Below are 18,494 nucleotides of genomic sequence, written 5' to 3' on the forward strand. Positions count from 1 at the left end.
GGCTATCACTTCAACGTCGATTACGAATGCTCGATCTCGGACAAGTGCGTTGCTCCGTTGCGGCCGCGACGGAGCTGAACTTTAGGCGCGCGGCCGCTTTGCTCAACATGACGCAGCCGCCGCTTTCCAGGCAGATTCATCTGCTCGAAGAGAATCTGGGCGTGAAGCTGTTCGAGCGCGTCGGCCGCACGGTCAGGCTGACCACCGAAGGGCGCGTGTTTCTCGCGGATGCGGCGCGCCTGCTCAATCTGGCCGAGCAGGCCGAAAGCACGGTGCGGCGCGCGAACAAGGGCAAGACAGGGCGCGTGCGCATCGGCTTCACGGGCGCTGCAGGTTATGAGCTGATACCCGAATTGCTCGTCGCGGCGAAGCACGATTTGCCGGATATCGATGTCGTATTGCTCGAAATGATTTCCGTCGCGCAGATCGAAGCTTTCGAGGCGAACGCAATCGATCTCGGCTTCATGCGGCCGCTGCCGTCGCGGCAGAAAGTGGAGTTCCTTCTCGTCGATCGCGAGCCGATGATCGTCGCGCTGCCGGCAGGACACGCGCTGTGCGGCTTCGATCGACTCGAACTTGCGCAGTTGCACGAGCAGGCGTTCATCATGCACTCGCCGACGCACGGCAAATACTTCCACGATCGCATCGTGAGCATGCTCGTCGCCGATGAAGTGAAGCCTCACTTCACGCAATACATCGATCAGACGCCGACCATTCTGTCGCTCGTTCGCGCGGGGCTCGGCGTTTCGATCCTGCCGGCGTCATCGCGGCGATTTCATTACGACAATGTCGAGTTCCGGGATATCGCCGGCAATACCGTGCAGGCCGAAATGAGCATGGCATGGCGTTCCGATCAGGACAATCCCGCCGTCACGGCCTTCAGGCACATGGTGGCGGAATACTTCGCTAAGCGGCGTTCCTGATCTGATGCGCGGTTGCGTCGATGGCCGCTTTGGCCTTGTCGACGATCTCGTCTATCTCGTCATGCGTGACGACGAGCGGCGGCGACAACAACATGCGATCGTGACTCGCGCGCATCACGAGATTGCCCGCGAAACAAAAGTCGCGGCAAATTGTGCCGATATCGTCGCCGTTCGGGAAGCGCTTCCTCGTTGCACGATCTTCGGCAAGCTGAATGCCCGCGACGAGCCCCGCGCCCGCAATCTCGCCGACGATAGGATGATCGCCCAGCGCATCACGCAAACGCTTCTGGAAATACGGACCTGCATCGTGCTTGACGCGTGCGACGATGCCTTCGTCCCTCAACAGCTTCAGATTGGCCACCGCAACCGCGGCCGCTACCGGATGCCCCGAATACGTGAATCCGTGATTGAACTCGCCGCCATTCACGATCGCATCCGCGATGCGATCCGATAACGCGACCGCGCCCATCGGCACATAGCCGCTTGTGAGCCCTTTGGCCATCGTGATGACATCAGGCTCGAAACCGAAGTGCTCGTGCGCGAACCATTCGCCGGTGCGCCCGAACCCGCCGATCACTTCATCGGCAATGAGCAGCACATCATGCTTGCGGCAGATGCGTTCGATTTCCGGCCAATAGCTCGATGGCGGAAAGATGACGCCGCCCGCGCCCTGGAACGGCTCGCCGATGAACGCCGCGACGTTTTCAGCGCCCAGCTCGACGATCTTTTCTTCGAGCTGACGCGCACGCGCGAGGCCGAATGCTTCCGCATCCATCGCGCCGCCTTCGCCGAACCAATACGGCTGATCGATATGCACGACATGCTCGATCTTCGATGGCATCTGCTCGTGCATGTAGCTCATGCCGCCGAGCGTCGCGCCTGCGATGGTCGAACCGTGATACGCATTCGTGCGGGCGATGACATAACGCTTCGCCGGCCGGCCTTGCACGGCCCAATATCGATGCCCCGCGCGTAACGCCGTATCGTTGGCTTCCGAGCCGCTGTTGCAATAGAGAAAGCGATTGAACTTCGCGGGCGCGATCTCCGCGAGCAGCGCGGACAATTCGATCACCGGCGGATGCGTCGTCTTGAAGAAGGTGTTGTAAAAGGGCAGGTCGTGCATCTGCTTCAACGCGGCATCGGCGAGTTCGCGGCGTCCATAGCCGACGTTCACGCACCACAATCCCGCCATGCCGTCGATGATGCGATTGCCCTCCGAGTCCTGCAGATACACACCCTCGGCCTTCACGATCACGCGGCTGCCCGCGCGATTGAGCGCGCCCATATCGGAGAAAGGATGCAGATGATGCGCGGCATCGAGCGCGCGGTATTGCGCCGTCGAATCGAATCGATCGTTCATGTCGTCGTCTCCCTTTAAACGTGCAGCAGAAGATGTTTGCGTTCCCATGAGCTGATCACGCGGAAGAACGCTTCGTATTCGGTTTCCTTCAGCGCGAGATAGGCGCGCACGAATTTCTCGCCGAACATGTCGGCAAGCGGCTCGCATGCACCCATCAGCGTGAGACCTTCATCGAGATTGCGCGGCAACTGATAAGGCTGGCGATAGCCATCGCTCGCGAGCGGCTCGGTCGGCTCCAGATGCTGCGTCATGCCGAGATAACCCGCGGCCAGCGTCGCCGCGATCGCGAGATAGGGATTGCAGTCCACGCCCGGTATGCGATTCTCGATGCGCCGCGCCTGCGGCGACGCATGCGGCACGCGAAAGCCCACGGTGCGGTTGTCGTAGCCCCATTGCACGTTGATCGGCGCGGCCATGAAGCGCGATAGCCTGCGATACGAATTGATGTACGGCGCGAAGATCGGCATCAACGCGGGCGTATATTTCTGCAGGCCCGCAATGTAGCTATGGAACAGGCCTGTCGGTTCGCCGTCGCGATTCGTGAAGAGATTGCGGCCGGTCTCTTCATCGATGACGCTCTGATGAACGTGCATCGCCGATCCCGGCTCGTTCTCCATCGGCTTCGCCATGAAGGTCGCGTACATCTTGTGGCGCAGCGCCGCCTCGCGCACCGTGCGCTTGAAGAGAAACACGCGGTCCGCGAGATTGAGCGCGTCGCCATGCATGAAGTTGATTTCCATCTGCGCAGCGCCGACTTCGTGAATCAGCGTATCCACTTCGAGCTCCTGCACCTCGCAGTACTCGTAGATGTCTTCGAAGAGCGGATCGAACTCGTTCACTGCATCGATCGAATATGCCTGTCGTCCCGTTTCCGCGCGCCCGGTTCTGCCGACGGGCGGCTGCAAGGGGAGATCGGGATCGCGATTCATATCGACGAGAAAGAACTCCAGCTCGGGTCCGACGACAGGACGCCAGCCCTTCGCGGCGAACTTCTGCAGCACTTGCCGCAACACGCGCCGCGGCGAAATCGCGACGGGCGTGCCGTCGAAATGCACGCAATCGTGGATGACCTGCGCCGTGGGATCGGTGGCCCACGGAATCAGGCGGATCGTCGCGGGATCGGGGACGCAGACCATGTCGGGATCGGTGACGCCGGTGAAGCTGCCATCGACGGGATAGTCGCCCGTGACCGTCTGGATCATCACGGCTTGCGGCAGGCGCATCGATTCGCCCGACTCGAACTTGCTGCGCGGAATGATCTTGCCGCGCGCGGTGCCCGCCATGTCGGGAATGATTGCTTCAACTTCGGTGATGTGATGTTTGCGAAGGAATTCGTCGATGCGTTCCATTTTCGTTCTCGTGTTTTAAAGGCGCGCATGCTTCCACGGCCTTCGCGATGCATCGAAGGCGCAAAGAAGAAAGGCGCGCGCATTCACGCGTGCGGACGCACGCGCGCGGACCAGTCAGTCAGGAAAGGGAAAACGGAAGAGGCGCTACGGCAGCAGCGAAGCCGCACCGACGCAATGCACGGCGATGAACGCGCGCGCGGAAATGGCGTTGCGACGCCGCACGCAGCGGCGGGAGAGGACGGTCAGAACCGAATGGAAGCGGCGATCGGGAAACTTGCCGCAGCGATCGGCGCAGGAGCCGCGGCTCCGACGTGCCAGAGGGCTTTGGACTCTCACGATAAGACTCGTTTGGCGAGTGGATTGGCAGAGCGATTGCGGATACCGACAATTGCCCTTCAATGAGCATATACAAGCCATAAACGCCGTCAATACGTTTTTTCCAGCGGCCGCGCGCCGTGGTCATTTCGGCGGGCAGGGAGCATGTTGCTCAATTCATCGATAATGTCGGCTCTTTCAGCCGATACCTTCACTGAGCCCGATGCTCGCCAACCTGCTCGTCCAACTCGTCAACGGCCTCGCCGACGCCTGCGCGCTCTTTCTCGTCGCGTCGGGTCTGTCGCTGATCTTCGGCGTCACGCGCATCGTCAACTTCGCGCATGGCTCGCTCTATATGCTCGGCGTGTATGTCGCGTATAGCCTCACGAGCCGCTTCGGCGAGAGCGTCGCGGGCTTCTGGGCGTCGATGATCGGCGCGGCGCTCGTCGTCGGTGCAATCGGCGCGTTGATCGAAGTGAGCGTGCTGAGGCGCATCTATCGCGCGCCCGAGCTGTTTCATCTGCTGGCCACGTTCGCGCTGGTCCTGATCATTCGCGACGCGGCGCTCTATGTGTGGGGACCGGAGGATTTGTTCGGCCCGCGTGCGCCGCATCTGGAAGGCGCCGTGCAGATGCTCGGCCATGCGTTGCCCGCTTACGATCTCGCGTTGATCGTCATCGGGCCGCTCGTGCTGCTCGCGCTCTGGTATGCGCTCACGCGCACGCGCTGGGGCACGCTCGTGCGCGCGGCGAGCGCGGATCGTGAGATGCTCGGCGCGCTCGGCGTCAATCAGGCGTGGCTCTTCACCGGCGTGTTCTTCGTGGGCGCGTTGCTCGCGGGGCTCGGCGGCGCGCTTCAGGTGCCGCGCATGTCGGCGAATCTGTCGCTGGATATCGAAACCATCGGCAATGCATTCGTTGTCGTCGTGGTGGGCGGCATGGGTTCGATTCCGGGCGCGTTCGTCGCTGCGCTATTGATCGCGGAGATCAAGGCGATGTGCATCGGCATCGGGCATGTGTCGATCGCAGGCATCGACTTTTCGTTGTCGAAATTCACGCTCGTCGCGGAGTTTGTCGTGATGGCCGTCGTGCTCGTGCTGCGTCCGTGGGGACTCTTCGGCCGTGCGCAGGCGATCGCACGTTCGGCCGCGCCCGCCGACCGGCCTTTGCGTCCCGCCACGCGCAACATGAAGATCGCCGCGGCTGTCGCGGGAATCGCGCTTGCGCTCGCGCCGCTCGCCGCCGATGCGTTCCCGTACATGCCCGTGCTGTTCGTCGAGATCATGATCGCGGTGCTGTTCGCGGCAAGCCTGCACTTCATCATGGGACCGGGCGGCATGCATTCGTTCGGCCACGCGGCTTACTTCGGGCTCGGCGCATACGGCGCGGCGTTGTTCCTCAAAGTATTCGCGCTGCCGATGGAAGCCGCGCTCGTGCTCGGTCCGCTCATCGCGGGCATCGGCGCGATCGTGTTCGGCTGGTTTTGCGTGCGCCTGTCGGGCGTCTATCTGGCGATGCTCACGCTCGCGTTCGCGCAGATCGTCTGGTCCGTCGTCTTTCAATGGGATGCCGTGACGGGCGGAAGCAACGGCATACTGGGTATCTGGCCGTCGCCGTGGCTTGCATCGCCTGTCGCGTTCTACTACCTCACACTCGTGTTCGCGGTGATCGGCGTCTGGCTGCTGCGCCGCATGCTCTTCTCGCCGCTCGGCCTCGCGATGCGCGCAGGTCGCGATTCCCCCTTGCGCGCCGAAGCGATCGGCATCGATGTCGCGCGCGTGCAATGGGCCGCGTTCGTCGTCGCCGCGCTCGTATGCGGACTCGCGGGCTCGCTGTATGCCTTCTCGAAGGGCAACATCTCGCCCGAAGCGATCAGCGTGGGCCGTTCCGTCGATGGCCTCGTGATGGTCCTGCTCGGCGGTATCCAGACGCTCGCCGGTCCTATCGTCGGCGCGAGCGTGTTCACGTGGCTGCAGGATACCGTCGCGCGTCAGACCGACTATTGGCAAGCGCTGCTCGGCGCCGCGATTCTCGTGCTCGTCATCGCGTTTCCGCAAGGCATCGCGGGCTTCGTGCGCGATCGCTTCTTCCGGGAGGCGCAATGACGCTGCTTTCGATCGCGCATCTGTCGAAGTCATTCGATGGCGTGCAGGCCGTCGACGACGTGTCGTTCGATCTCGAACGAGGACAGTTGCTCGCGCTGATCGGCCCGAACGGCGCGGGCAAATCGACGTGCTTCAACATGATCAACGGCCAGCTCAAACCGGGCGCGGGCGCGATCCGCTTCGACGGCCACGACATCGCGGGCATGCGTCCACGCGATATCTGGCGCAGGGGCGTGGGCCGCACGTTCCAGATCGCCGCGACCTTCAATTCGATGACCGTGCTCGAAAACGTGCAGATGGCGTTGCTCTCGCGCGAACGACGCATCTACAGTCTTTTCGGGCGCGCCGCGTCGTTCAGGGAAGATGAAGCGATGGCCTTGCTCGATCTCGTCGGCATGACGGCGCATGCGCGGCGCAGTTGCGCGGTGCTCGCATACGGCGACGTGAAGCGTGTCGAACTGGCTATCGCGCTGGCGAATCATCCAAAGCTTTTGTTGATGGACGAACCGACCGCGGGCATGGCGCCGCAGGAACGCAATGAACTGATGGCGCTTACCGCGCGTCTCGCGAAAGAGCGCGACATCGGCGTGCTGTTCACGGAGCACAGCATGGACGTGGTGTTCTCGCATGCGGACACGCTCATCGTGCTTGCGCGTGGCCGCCTCATCGCACAGGGCGACGCCGAAGCCATCCGCAACGATGCACGCGTGCGCGAGGTCTATCTCGGCACGGGCGCATCGTTCGCGCCGCGCGCGGGAGCATCGACATGACGCTTCTTAAAGTCGAAGCGCTGAATGCGTTCTATGGCCGCGCGCAGATCCTGTTCGACGTCGGCTTCGAAGTCGGCCGCGGTGAAGTGGTCGCGTTGATGGGCCGCAACGGCGCGGGTAAATCCACGACGATGAAAGCGGTGATGGGACTCTTGCCGCGAACATCGGGCACTGTGTCGTTCATGGGCGAGAACATCGCGGGCATGGCGCCGTATCGCGTCGCGCGCAGGGGTTTGGGCTATGTGCCGGAAGATCGCCGCGTATTCGGCGATCTCACCGTCATGGAGAATCTCGACACGGGCCGCCAGCCGCCGCGTGAGAACGCGCCGCTATGGACGCCCGACAAGCTCTTTCGCGTGTTCCCGAATCTCGGCGAAATGCGCGAGCGCCGCGCGAGCCGCATGAGTGGCGGCGAGCAGCAGATGCTCACCGTATCGCGCACATTGATGGGCAATCCGCGCCTCGTGCTGCTCGACGAGCCATCGGAAGGCGTCGCGCCGGTGATCGTCGAACAGATGGCCGATATGATTCTCGAATTGAAGCGCGAAGGACTCGCGATTCTTCTGTCGGAACAGAACCTGCACTTCGCGGAACTCGTGAGCGACCGCGTGTATGTGCTGGAGAAAGGCCAGATACGCCATGAAGGCGCGATGAACGCATTCGCACGCGACGATGCCGCGCGCCGCGAATTCCTTGGCGTATGAACGAATCGAATCCAAACAGAGAGGACAAAACCCGATGACGCCACTGCGCTTTACCATCGCCGCCATTGCGGCGAGTCTCGCATTCGCCGCGCATGCCGATACCATCAAGATCGGCGAGATCAATAGCTATAAGGCACAACCTGCATTTCTTCTGCCGTACAAGAACGGCTGGAATCTCGCGCTCGATGAGATCAACGCGGCGGGCGGCATCGATGGCAACAAGCTCGAAGTCGTCTCGCGCGACGACAACGGCAATCCCGGCGATACCGTTCGCGTCGCGCAGGAACTCGTCGCACGCGAGCAGGTGAAGCTGTTGTTCGGCGGTTATCTGTCGAACACGGGCCTGGCGCTTGCGGACTATGCGAAGCAAAGGCGCATCTTCTTCCTGGCTGCCGAGCCGCTCACCGACAAGATCGTCTGGCAGGACGGCAACAAGTACACCTATCGTCTGCGCCCATCGACGTACATGCAGGTCGCGATGCTCGTGCCCGAGGCCGCGAAGCTCAAAAAGAAGCGCTGGGCGCTCGTCTATCCGAACTACGAATATGGCCAGTCGGCGGTGGCCACGTTCAAGCGCTTGCTGAAGGCGGCGCAACCGGATGTCGAATTCGTCGCGGAGCAGGCGACGCCGCTCGGCAACGTCGATGCGGGTGCGGTGACGCAGGCGCTCGCCGATGCGAAGCCCGACGCCATCTTCAACGTGCTGTTCAGCGCGGACCTCGGCAAGTTCGTGCGCGAAGGCAACACGCGCGGACTCTTCAAGGATCGCGCGGTCGTGTCGCTTCTGACGGGCGAGCCGGATTATCTCGATCCGCTCGGCAAGGAAGCGCCGGTCGGCTGGATCGTCACGGGCTATCCGTGGTATTCGATCGATACGCCGGCGAACAGGAAATTCGTCGCCGCGTATGAGGCGAAGTACCACGACTATCCGCGCCTGGGCTCGGTCGTCGGCTATACGGCGATGATGTCGATCGCCAACGGCCTGAAGAAAGCCGGCTCGCCCGACGCCGACAAGCTCGCCGCCGCATTCAAGGGCTTGCCGGTCGATACGCCGTTCGGCCCGATCACCTATCGCAAGCAGGACAATCAATCGACGATGGGCGCGTATGTCGGCGTGACGGGCCAGAAGGACGGCAAGGGCGTGATGACATCGTTCCGTTATGTCGATGGCGCGAGCGTGCAGCCATCGGATGAAGAAGTGAAGAAGCTGCGTCCGGCGGAATGACGCGTCACGCTTTGGGGAAGGGCTTGCTGACGAACTTCGAACCGGCAAGCCCGAAGCGCCAGGGCACGTCGATCGCCTTGGTGATGCCGATGCGCGGGCCGTGCACGATAGGGAAGTCTTCCTCGGGCGGCTCGATATGAAACGGTGCTTCGAGCAGCGACATGCCGTTGTTTCTGTGCGTGATGCCGAGCGCCTGGGCGGCACGGCCCGGTCCGGAGCATAGAAGTCTGATCGGCTCCAGTCCACGACGCTCGCGCATCACGTCGATGCCGACGAGCGGCTCGATCGCGCGAATCAGCACACCGGCGCCGTGGCCGGCCTCGCGGCACACGAAGTTCAGGCACCAGTGAATGCCATAGGAACGGTAGACATAGGCGTAGGCGGGCGGCCCGAACATGACCGCGTTGCGCGGCGTTGGTCCGGAGAAGCTATGCGAGGCGGGGTCCACGCGGTCATAGGCTTCCGTTTCGACTATACGGCCGCCGACACCGTCGACGGTCACGATCGCGCCGATGAGGCGTTGCGCGACGATCTCGGACGAGGCTCTGAAGTCGATGGGTTTGGGCTTCTTGTTCACAAGCGGTATTTTAGCCGCGGGTGAGGGTGGATTTGGTTTGTTGCCGGATCCCGTATTCGTGTCGGTCTATTAGCACTGCCCCTGTGCGGGGCGGCAGTCACTTTCTTTGCTGCTGCAAAGAAAGTAACCAAAGAAAGCAGCTTCTCACCGCCCGCGGTCACACGCAGTTTAGCCATGCTTGCCAGCCGCCGGTGGCCCTCGCCTAAGTGTCGCCCTCACAGGCCCCATCGGGCTTGGCTCGCGCACGGTCTGACACATCGCACCACAGAACAAACTGGTTCAGCACCAGATAGCTCCAGCCCGCTACGCGGCCGACCGGTCAATCGGGTTTGCGTGTGGTTCTTCCTCGATGGTTTCCCTCGCATACCCCACGGCAGCGCGTAGCGCTGTGCCGGAGCTATTTGGTGCTGAACCAGCGCGCTAAACGTTCTAGCTTGTCAGACCGTGCGCGGTCCAAGCCCCGCGAGACCTTCGAGGGCACTCGCTACTGCCGGGCCATTAGGCCAATCGCCTGTGCCGCGGCCGGTGTGAAGTGCTTAGGCTGGGGAAAGCTGCTTTCTTTGGTTACTTTCTTTGCAGCAGCAAAGAAAGTGACTGCCGCCCCGCACAGGGGCAGTGCAAATAGACCGACACGAAACCGGGATCCAGCGAAAAGAAAAAGCCCAAACGCCAGCGTGTCACTTCGTAAGCCGCAGCACCCCCAAATTACCAGCGATCTGCTGAAAGATATTATCGAGCGTGGTGTTATCGGGCGCGTGATAATAGTTACCCGGACTCGCGCAGTTCTGCATCGTGGTCTGCGCAGTCGAGCTCGACGCCGATGCGCCGAACGTGATCGAATAGATCGTGATACCCGCCGCCTTGATCGCCGAGCAGATCGCCAACTGGTAGGTGTTGGCATCGTCCGGGTAGCCCGCATTGTTGCCGCTCGAAGTGTCGATGGGACTGCCGCCATGCAGCTCCGACGAGTCCGTGAGCCCGTCCGTCATCTTGTTGCCATTGGCCCGGATCACCGTCGGCGCCGACAGGCTGTTGTTCCCCACGCCCGACAGGCCGTTGAAATACAGCGTGTTGGGAATGGAGCCCGCCGCGCCGATCTGATTCAGGCCATCGGTGAGCACGATCATCACGCGTTGCAGGTTCTGCACGGAGCCATCGGTGGGCTTTGGCAGGCTCGGGTCGGTTGAAGTCCAGCCGTTCTTCGTGCCCGCGAGGTTCTGCGACCACGTCGGCTCCAGCATGCGCCAGCCCCACAGGAGCCCGACCGGAATGATCGTCGAGCCCGATGGCGTCATCTTGTTGACGGCCGTGGTGAGCGTGGTGGCGTTCTGCGAGAGAAAGGTCATCGAAGTGGCGAGGCAGCCCGAATTCTGCGTCAGGTTCTGCCCCGTCGTGTTGGTCTCGTCGAACTGGGTGCCGATGCCCGTGCCCGTGCCGCCGCTCGGGCTATTGCACTTGTTCGCCGAGCCCGACGAGCCGATAGTGAACGGCACGTTCGACACAGTCGACGACGAACTGCCCGACGTATTGCACGAGTTATACCGGCTCGACGAGCTATACGTGACCACCTTCAGCTTGCTCGGCGGCACGTTGTAGTAGTAGCGCTGGAACTTGCGCGGGTCGCCTGGCGAGTAGGCTTCGGGCGAGAGATTGTTGTTGGTGCGCGGCTCGATCACGCAGCCGTTCCACGCGCCCGTCGTCACGTTGCTGGTGTTGTAGGTCGGCAGCGTCGCGCTGAGCCAGCTTCCGCCGGATGGCAGCGCGCCCGTCGTGTTGACGGTGCTCGCGAACGGCACCAGCCCGATGAAGTTCTTGCTGGCGGAGGTACTTCCGCTCGGCAGCAGATCGCCGATCAACGAGTTGGCCGCGGCCTGCAGGCCGCTCATCTTGGTCGGACCGGACACGCCGTTCGCGGGGTCTTTCATCGAACCCGTATTGTCGAGCACCATCACGAGTTCGAGCGTGCTCTGCGGCAGCCGCAGGGCGGTGTTGTTCGCCGATACCGTCGACGTATCCGGCGATGTCCCGCCGCCGCCAGAGCCCGTGCCGGAGCCGCTACCCGATGTGTTGCTGAAAACCTTCGGCGCGAGCAGGGGCAGCGATCCCGACGCCGACAGATGAATGGTCTGCCCGGTGGCGGGTGCGCCCGATACGCTCGCGCTGAAGCTCGCGTCAGGCATGGCGAAGCCCAGCACGCCGGAAGGACTGTTGGCATCGTAGTACGCGCGCGCGTCCTTCTGCCAGTTCGCGAGGCTGGTGCCGGTCGGCGTGTTGCCGTAGCGCTGGAGATCGACGCCCGCCGACAGCGTGGCGGCATCGAGCGCCATCTGCATGCGGCCCTGCGTCATCACATAGTCGATCGAGTCGAGCGACACGCACATGGACCCGATCATGATGCTCGCGCACATCGCGAACATCATCGCGACGCTGCCCTCTGCGCTTTTCGGCAGCCGGCTGCATGAGCGGAGCGTCGACGAAATCGTCATGAATCTGAACCCTTTCCGTTTGATTTCCATGTGCGCGTCCGTGATCCCGCGAGCGTCAGTAGAACGCTCTCGGCGCACGCGGCCGCACATACACGCGGCGGTACACGGTCTGCTGACCCGGCAGCCCCGAGATTAAATTGGAGGTCATGGTGAACGGGTTGTACGACAAAAATACTTCCACGATGATCGCCGAATCCCCCGTGCGAAAAGGCCACGAAGCGGGCAACGGACTCGTGCTCGAAATCTTCGATGCCATGCCGGTACTCTTGCTGTTGGTCCATGAAGTCGGAGACGCCGTCCAGCGAATCTTCGGCGTGACCGCCGTCATGGAGTTATCCATGTCCTTGCATTTGCTGCTGGAATCCGGATCGCACAGGAAGGTCACGTACACCATGCCGTTCGCCTGCAACTGATACGGTGCGGCGAGCAGCGCGGCGTCCCGCCACAGCGACGCATAGCTGTTCGCATCGGTGGTGTCGTTGTTGTCGGCGATGATCGAGGTCATCTGACCGATGGTATTGGCGAGCGTGAAGGCCGTGCGATCGACGGCGCTGACCGCGCGCATGTACATGTAGACCTCGGTGAAGCCGAGCAGCACGATCATCATCATCGGCACGATGAGGACGAACTCGATGGACACGCTGCCGCGATCCGAGCGCAGCATGCGGTTGAGCTTTCGGCAGATCGATCGCACCGTTTCGCTGTTCGTCATCATTTTTCGTTCTGCACGATGAAATTACGCTCGAAGGTCAGCTCGTTGACGCCGAACAGCTTCGGGATGCCGGTGATGCCGGGCATCTTGAGCTGGATGTTGTAGGCGACGACATCGCCGTATCCGCCCATGTCCTGTGTCGGCGTGTAGGTCGAACTGGCGACATTGCCGTAGCCGTAGTTGCCGTAGTTCAGTTCGGTGACCGTGATGGTCCCGCTGACGTTTTTCCATCCGCCGAGGATCGACTGGACGATCGTCTGCGCCTCCTGCACCCGGCTGCCCGTGCTCGGCGCGGTCGTCGTCAGGCCCACGCGCGACGCCGCCTGCGCGGCGGCCTGCACCGATGCATCGGCGATCATCTCCAGCGCGATCTCGACCGTGCCGAGGAAGAGGATGATCGCGAAGACCGCGACAAACGCGAATTCGATCGACGCGATGCCGCGCTCGTCGCGCAGGATTCGCGTGGCGACGGCTGGCAGTCGGAGGCGGCGCGCGGAGGCTTTCATTTGAGGCGCGTCGTCTGCACCAGGGCGGTCGGGATCGCGGACGGCGCCGCGGGCTGCGCGGACGAAACGGCCGCTGCCGGTGCCGTGCGCCGGGACATCAGTTCGCGCTGAATGTCGTAGTAACGGAGATTGTCTTCGACCGATGCCTTCGGCAGATCGCGCGACAGGATTTCGGCGGCCGCCTCGCGGTTGCCGAGCAGCCCGTACGCGAGGGCGAGATCCTGGCGCGCCTGCGGCGGCGCGGCGGGAAAGCGCGTCACGTCGAGCAGCACGTTCGCGCCTTCGCGCGGATCGCCGGAGAGCGTCAGCGACAATCCGAGATTCACGGAGAGCAGCGGATCGCCGACATTCTTCCTGAGCGCCTGGCGCAGCACGGCCTGCGCGCCCTTGTGATCGCCGTTCATGTCGAGCGCCGCGCCGAGCCCGGCCGAGGCGAGCGGCTCGTCGGGCGTCAATGCGAGCAGACGCCGGTAGGTCACGATGGCGTCATCGAAGCGGCGCTGGCGCATCGCGACGCGCGCGAGTCCGATGAGCGGTGCGGTCGCGCTCGCGTCGGTCTTGCTGGCGCGCGCGTAGTAGACGCCCGCGCGCGTGAAGTCGCCGACGGCGTAGAGCGTGTTGCCGAGTCCCGTCAGGCCCGCGACCGAATGCGGGTCGGCCTGCACGGCTTTTTCGTAGAGCGAGGTGGCGAGTTCGACATTGCCCGAATCGAGCGCCGTGTCGGCGATGCGCAGCTCGCTCATCGTGCTCGGCGCGGAATTGCGCATGACGGGGCGGCTGTCGACGCTCTGGCGGGTGGTCGTCGTACATGCGCCGAGTGCGACCACGAGCGTCGCACAACAGGCCGCGAGGCCGAGACGGCGCATGCCGGGAAGTGGGATCTGTGTGGTCTTCATTTTTTTGCAAAGACGCTGATGAGTTGAATGACGGCCGGCCCTGCGGCGATCAGCATCACCGCGGGAAGAATGAAGAGCATCATCGGCACGGCCATCTTGGGTGCGAGCTTGGCCGCCTTTTCTTCGAGCGACACGATGTGTGCAAGCCGTTCGGTATGCGACAGCGTGCGCAGCGCCTGCGTGATCGGCGTGCCATAGCGCATCGATTGCGTGAGCGTGGCGATCAGCGCGCGGATCGACGGCAGATCGATGCGCTCGGCGAGCGCCTGTAGCGCGCGCGTGCTGTCGCCGGACAGCTTCAGTTCGTCGGCGGTCAGCGAGAATTCGCCGGAAAGCGGCGGGCAGATGGTCTTCAGTTCGTCGGCCACGCGCCGGATCGACACGCCGAGGCTGTTGCCCGCGTTCGTGCAGATGACGAGCAGATCGAGCGCATCGGGCAGGCACGACGCCATAGCCTTGCGCCGCCGCGCCGCGAAGAAGGCGAGCACGTATTCCGGCAGGATCATGCCGACCACGAAGACCAGCAGCATCATGGCGCCGCGCACCGCCGGATAACCGCCGACCATGGGAATGTGCGAGCCGAGCATCACGGCGAACGCGGCGCAGATGAGTCCGACGACGAACTTGATCGCGAGCAGCACGGATACCGCCGACTGGCTGCGATAACCGCTGCGGACCATCTGTGTGCGCAGCTTCGCGCGGTATTTGGCATCGAAGAGCGGCAACCGGTCGCCCAGGCGCGCGAGACGGTGCGTGAAGCGCGCCATGGAGCCTTCGTCGTCGTCTTCTTCGGCGAGCGCGGTTTCATTGCGCTGCACGACGGCGGCCTGCCGCGTGCGCTCGGCGATGCGTCCGCGGACCCCGCCATGTTTGGTCGCCCACCAGATGAAGATCGCGACGACGAGCGCAAGCAGCATCAGCAGGTTGATGAGTGTTTCGATGTTGTCCTGACTCATCGCGCGGTATCCAGTTTCGACATCTTGTGAACGATGAACAGTCCCATCGAGAGCGAAATCGCGGCGCAGGTCAGCACTTTCTGTCCGCCCGACGTGTTGAACAGCACCATCAGGTACGCGCGGTTGAGCATGAACATGCTGCCCAGAATGAAGAAGGGCACCGATGCGAGAATCTTGGTCGTGATGCGCGCCTCGCCCGTGAGGGCCTTGGTTTTTTGACGGATCTCGCGGCGTCTGCGCACGATGCCCGCGAGATTTTCCAGCGTCTCGCCGAGCTGCCCGCCGGTCTCGCGCTGCAGCAGCAGGCACACGCAGAAGAAGGAGAAATCCGCGATGCCGATGCGCGTGACCGCGGTGGCGAGCACTTCTTCCAGGTCGAGACCCACCTTGAGTCCGTCGCCCATCAACTGGAATTCGCTCTTGAGCGGCTCGGCGCATTCGGCTGACGCGACGCCCATCACGTGCGTCACCGGGACGCCCGCGCGCACGGCGCGCACGATCAGGTCGATGAGATCGGGAAAGCCATCCAGAAAGCGGCGCTTGAAACGTTCGACGAGAAACCGGTACGCCTGCATGGCGCCGAGCACCGGCAGGCCGACGAGGAGCGCCGGCGTCGCGAACGCGGGCAGCGGCAGCAGCTTCGACATCGCGAGCGCGAGGACTTCGGCGAGCACCGCCGTGATGATCACCGCGCGCAATCCGCTTGCGCCGGCCACCGTCTTGAGGCGGGCGATCTTCGGCGCGAACCAGCGGCTGAAGATGTTGTCGTTGCGGCTGAAGGTGAAGAGGTCGGAGTCTTCATGGCGCGTCTCGCGCCCAACCGAACCGGCCGCGGGAAAGGCGGCCTGCACGCGCGCCTGGATGCGCGCGTCGGGGCGCTGGCGGCGCATGTCCTGCACCACGAGCAGCATGACGCCGAGCAGCAAGGCGACTGCGAAGGTGCCGAACGTGATCAGGTCGACGTTGCTCATGGCCGCATCGCCTCCAGCAGCGCATCTTCGAGACCGTAATACGCGGCGCGCGCCGCGAAGGCCGGGCGCACGGCGCCCGTCTCGAACACGCCTTTCACTTCCTCGCTGTAGGCGCTCGCGTCGTAGCGGAACGTGAACAGATCCTGCGTGATGATGACTTCGCCTTCCATGCCCACCAGTTCGGTGATGCGCGTGACGCGCCGCATGCCGTCGCGCATGCGCTCGATCTGCACGATCATGTGCACCGCGCTCGCGATCTGCCGGCGGATCGACAGGAGCGGCAGATTGCCGTTCGCCATCATCACCATCGACTCCAGACGCGTGATGCCGTCGCGCGGCGTGTTCGCGTGGATGGTGGTCATCGAGCCGTCGTGGCCCGTGTTCATCGCCTGCAGCACGTCGAAGGCTTCGGAGCCGCGCGTTTCGCCGAGAATGATGCGGTCCGGGCGCATCCGCAGCGCGTTGCGCACGAGATCGCGCTGCGTGACGGCGCCGAGTCCTTCGGCATTCTCGGGGCGCGTTTCCAGGCTGACGACGTGCGGCTGCACGAGTTGCAACTCGGCCGCATCCTCGATCGTCACGGTGCGCTCGCCGTGCCCGATGAAGTGCGACAGCGCATTGAGCAGCGTCGTCTTGCCCGAGCCCGTGCCGCCCGAGACGATCACGTTCAGCCGGCACGTGCTCGCGAGCTTGAGCACGGTGGCCATCGCGCCCGACATGTTGCCCTGCTGCGACATGCGATGCAGCGTGATGTTGCGCTTCGAGAATTTACGAATCGAGATCGATGCGCCGTGAATCGCGAGCGGCGGCAGCACGACGTTCACGCGACTGCCGTCGGCGAGACGCGCATCGACCATCGGACTGCTTTCGTCGACACGCCGTCCGACGCCCGCCGCGATACGCTGCGCGACGTTGGTCACGTGCGTGTTGTCGCGGAACTTGCAGTTGGTGAGTTCGAGCCGGCCGTGGCGCTCGACCCATACCTGATCGGGTCCGTTGACGAGCACGTCGGTGATGGTGTCGTCGGCGAGCAGCGGTTCGATCGGACCGAGCCCGAACATGTCGTTCAGCAACTCGCCGACGATCTGCCCCTGCTCCGCGAGCGTGATGTTCAGCCGCTCGCGCTCCGCCACGTCGAGCACGAGCTGCTCGACGCCCGGCTTCATCTGCTCGCGTGTCTTGCCGACGGCGGCCGAGGCGTTCATCGCCGCGAACACGCCGTTGCGGATCACCCGGAAGAGGTCCGAGCGCACCAGCACTTCACCGCCCTCCGACGCGTGCGGGCGCGCGAGCGGCGCGACCGGAGGCGGCGCCTCGGCGACCTGCGCGGCTTCGGCGCCGGGCGGCGCATCCGGATCGGGCTCGGGGCGGGGAACCTGCTTCTGTCCGAACATCAGCCTCTCCTGAGCCGGAGCTTCTGGAAGAACGAGCGCTCGGCGTTCATCTGCTGGCCGGTGAGGTCACCGCCAATGCGCGTGATCATCTGATTGAAGCCGTTCGCCCCTTTTTCCCGGGGCGCTTCGCCGAGGTTCTCGGCGGTCGCGAGCGACTTCGCCTCGAACGGAATTTCGTACAGAACGTTGCGGCCGATCGCCGTCATGAAGTCGTTCGCCTGCACCTTGCCGCTCGTCACGGCATTCGGGTTGTTCAGCAGCAGCGAGGTCGGCGGATTGTTGTCGCGGTCCTCGATATGACGCAGGAGGCGGATCGTCTCGCGCGTCGAATGCACCGAGCGGTCCGCGACCACATAGACGCGCGCGGCGTGATCGAAGGCTTCCTGCGCGAGCGGGTCCGTCACCGTGCCGATGTCCAGGATCACGTAGTGGAAGCTGTCGCACAGAAGTTCGAGCACGCGCGGCAATGCGCCCGGGCCGAACGGACGCGCGGCGCCGTAGTCGTGTTCCGCCGACAGCATGTAGAGCCGGGTGCCCTTGGCGACGAGCGTGCGCTCCACGTATTGCGGATCGAGACGATGCACGTTCTGCAGCACGTCGATGAGCCCGTTGTTGCTCTGCAGGCCGAGCATGGAGTTGGCCGCGCCGCCGTATAGATTCAGATCGACGTAGGCGACGCGCCGGTGCGTGTCTTCCGACAGATGGCGGGCGACGTTGAGCGCGAGCGTGGTCACCCCGACGCCGCCGCGCGAGCCCGTGAAGGCAATCGTCTTGCCGGCGCGCGCAAGCATCACCGGGCTCACCTTGCCCTCGGAGACATTGACCGTGCGCTTGAGCAGTTCGACCGTGATCGGCTTGACGAGGTAATCGCGCACGCCGATCTTGAGCAGGCTGCGGAACAGGCCGACGTCGTTGCGCTCGCCGAGCGCCACCACCTGCACCGATGGCTCGCACACTTCGGCGAGGCGGCCGAGGTCGGACAGCGGCATCACAGAGTCCTGCAGATCGACCAGCAGGAAGAGCGGCGAGCGGTCGACGCGGGCGAGATACGCGATCGCGTCGTCGACGTTGCCCACGACGATATGCGCGTGCGGCATCGCCTGTTCGAGCACGAAGCTCTTCACGATCTGCTCGGTCTTGCGATCGGACACGAAGGCGATGAAATCCGCGTTGCGCGTGCCGGACTTGGTCTTCGAGAAGGAGAACTCTGTGCTCATGGCTGGCCTTGTGTGCTTCTGGCTGTAGT

General features: G+C 63.6%; 16 protein-coding genes. 5 read left to right on the plus strand and 11 right to left on the minus strand.

Annotated features, from left to right (window positions below; translation table 11 throughout):
- Nucleotides 1-26: 26 nt before the first annotated feature.
- Entirely contained in the window at nucleotides 27-923 is an 897-nt protein-coding gene (locus ACEN42_RS16875; RefSeq protein ID WP_371881903.1) for a LysR substrate-binding domain-containing protein, read from the plus strand.
- Here ACEN42_RS16875 and ACEN42_RS16880 read toward each other — a convergent pair.
- Nucleotides 907-2,283 (minus strand): aspartate aminotransferase family protein, encoded by a 1,377-nt coding sequence (locus tag ACEN42_RS16880; RefSeq protein ID WP_371881904.1) that lies wholly within the window; start codon nucleotides 2,281-2,283, stop codon nucleotides 907-909. The two genes, ACEN42_RS16875 and ACEN42_RS16880, sit on opposite strands and share 17 nt — an antisense overlap.
- Before the next feature lie 14 nt (nucleotides 2,284-2,297).
- Nucleotides 2,298-3,632: a glutamine synthetase family protein gene (locus ACEN42_RS16885; protein ID WP_035507325.1), complete on the minus strand. Its 1,335-nt coding sequence runs from the start codon at nucleotides 3,630-3,632 to the stop codon at nucleotides 2,298-2,300.
- 538 nt (nucleotides 3,633-4,170) lie between these two features.
- Between ACEN42_RS16885 and ACEN42_RS16890 the strand changes: the two genes are divergently transcribed.
- Genes ACEN42_RS16890 through ACEN42_RS16905 form a run of 4 tightly spaced genes read left to right on the plus strand, consistent with a single transcriptional unit; the run spans nucleotide 4,171 to nucleotide 8,750 of the window.
- The gene (locus ACEN42_RS16890; protein WP_371881905.1) at nucleotides 4,171-6,051 is read left to right on the plus strand and encodes an ABC transporter permease; all 1,881 of its coding nucleotides are present in this window, start codon (nucleotides 4,171-4,173) and stop codon (nucleotides 6,049-6,051) included.
- Nucleotides 6,048-6,821 (plus strand): ABC transporter ATP-binding protein, encoded by a 774-nt coding sequence (locus tag ACEN42_RS16895; protein ID WP_371881906.1) that lies wholly within the window; start codon nucleotides 6,048-6,050, stop codon nucleotides 6,819-6,821. Before ACEN42_RS16890 ends, ACEN42_RS16895 begins: the two co-directional genes overlap by 4 nt.
- Nucleotides 6,812-7,525: an ABC transporter ATP-binding protein gene (locus tag ACEN42_RS16900; RefSeq protein WP_371882239.1), complete on the plus strand. Its 714-nt coding sequence runs from the start codon at nucleotides 6,812-6,814 to the stop codon at nucleotides 7,523-7,525. The genes ACEN42_RS16895 and ACEN42_RS16900 overlap by 10 nt, the downstream gene beginning before the upstream one ends.
- A 34-nt stretch (nucleotides 7,526-7,559) precedes the next feature.
- Nucleotides 7,560-8,750 carry an ABC transporter substrate-binding protein gene (locus ACEN42_RS16905; protein WP_371881907.1) on the plus strand — a complete coding sequence of 397 codons (1,191 nt, stop codon included), beginning with the start codon at nucleotides 7,560-7,562 and terminating at the stop codon, nucleotides 8,748-8,750.
- A gap of 4 nt (nucleotides 8,751-8,754) precedes the next feature.
- Here ACEN42_RS16905 and ACEN42_RS16910 read toward each other — a convergent pair whose 3' ends face one another.
- The 9 genes from ACEN42_RS16910 to ACEN42_RS16950 form a co-directional block, all read right to left on the minus strand.
- The gene (locus ACEN42_RS16910; protein WP_250484940.1) at nucleotides 8,755-9,327 is read right to left on the minus strand and encodes a DNA-3-methyladenine glycosylase; all 573 of its coding nucleotides are present in this window, start codon (nucleotides 9,325-9,327) and stop codon (nucleotides 8,755-8,757) included.
- A gap of 677 nt (nucleotides 9,328-10,004) precedes the next feature.
- The gene (locus ACEN42_RS16915) at nucleotides 10,005-11,813 is read right to left on the minus strand and encodes a VWA domain-containing protein (RefSeq protein WP_371881908.1); all 1,809 of its coding nucleotides are present in this window, start codon (nucleotides 11,811-11,813) and stop codon (nucleotides 10,005-10,007) included.
- 55 nt (nucleotides 11,814-11,868) lie between these two features.
- A complete protein-coding gene (locus tag ACEN42_RS16920) occupies nucleotides 11,869-12,528 on the minus strand; it encodes a TadE/TadG family type IV pilus assembly protein (RefSeq protein ID WP_250484938.1) in 660 nt (219 codons plus the stop codon).
- On the minus strand, nucleotides 12,525-13,031 hold the full coding sequence (locus tag ACEN42_RS16925; protein WP_187607973.1) for a TadE/TadG family type IV pilus assembly protein: 507 nt from the start codon (nucleotides 13,029-13,031) through the stop codon (nucleotides 12,525-12,527). The genes ACEN42_RS16920 and ACEN42_RS16925 overlap by 4 nt, the downstream gene beginning before the upstream one ends.
- Nucleotides 13,028-13,927 carry a lipopolysaccharide assembly protein LapB gene (locus ACEN42_RS16930; RefSeq protein ID WP_238213301.1) on the minus strand — a complete coding sequence of 300 codons (900 nt, stop codon included), beginning with the start codon at nucleotides 13,925-13,927 and terminating at the stop codon, nucleotides 13,028-13,030. Before ACEN42_RS16930 ends, ACEN42_RS16925 begins: the two co-directional genes overlap by 4 nt.
- Nucleotides 13,924-14,883 carry a type II secretion system F family protein gene (locus tag ACEN42_RS16935; protein WP_371881909.1) on the minus strand — a complete coding sequence of 320 codons (960 nt, stop codon included), beginning with the start codon at nucleotides 14,881-14,883 and terminating at the stop codon, nucleotides 13,924-13,926. The genes ACEN42_RS16930 and ACEN42_RS16935 overlap by 4 nt, the downstream gene beginning before the upstream one ends.
- Entirely contained in the window at nucleotides 14,880-15,854 is a 975-nt protein-coding gene (locus ACEN42_RS16940; RefSeq protein ID WP_238293258.1) for a type II secretion system F family protein, read from the minus strand. Before ACEN42_RS16940 ends, ACEN42_RS16935 begins: the two co-directional genes overlap by 4 nt.
- Nucleotides 15,851-17,248, minus strand: coding sequence for a CpaF family protein (locus tag ACEN42_RS16945; protein ID WP_238293256.1), 1,398 nt, complete (start codon nucleotides 17,246-17,248; stop codon nucleotides 15,851-15,853). Before ACEN42_RS16945 ends, ACEN42_RS16940 begins: the two co-directional genes overlap by 4 nt.
- Nucleotides 17,248-18,465: an AAA family ATPase gene (locus ACEN42_RS16950; RefSeq protein ID WP_187607968.1), complete on the minus strand. Its 1,218-nt coding sequence runs from the start codon at nucleotides 18,463-18,465 to the stop codon at nucleotides 17,248-17,250. Before ACEN42_RS16950 ends, ACEN42_RS16945 begins: the two co-directional genes overlap by 1 nt.
- Nucleotides 18,466-18,494: the final 29 nt, after the last annotated feature.

The organism is Caballeronia sp. S22 (assembly GCF_964261745.1).
In the GTDB taxonomy this organism is placed as follows: domain Bacteria; phylum Pseudomonadota; class Gammaproteobacteria; order Burkholderiales; family Burkholderiaceae; genus Caballeronia; species Caballeronia jiangsuensis.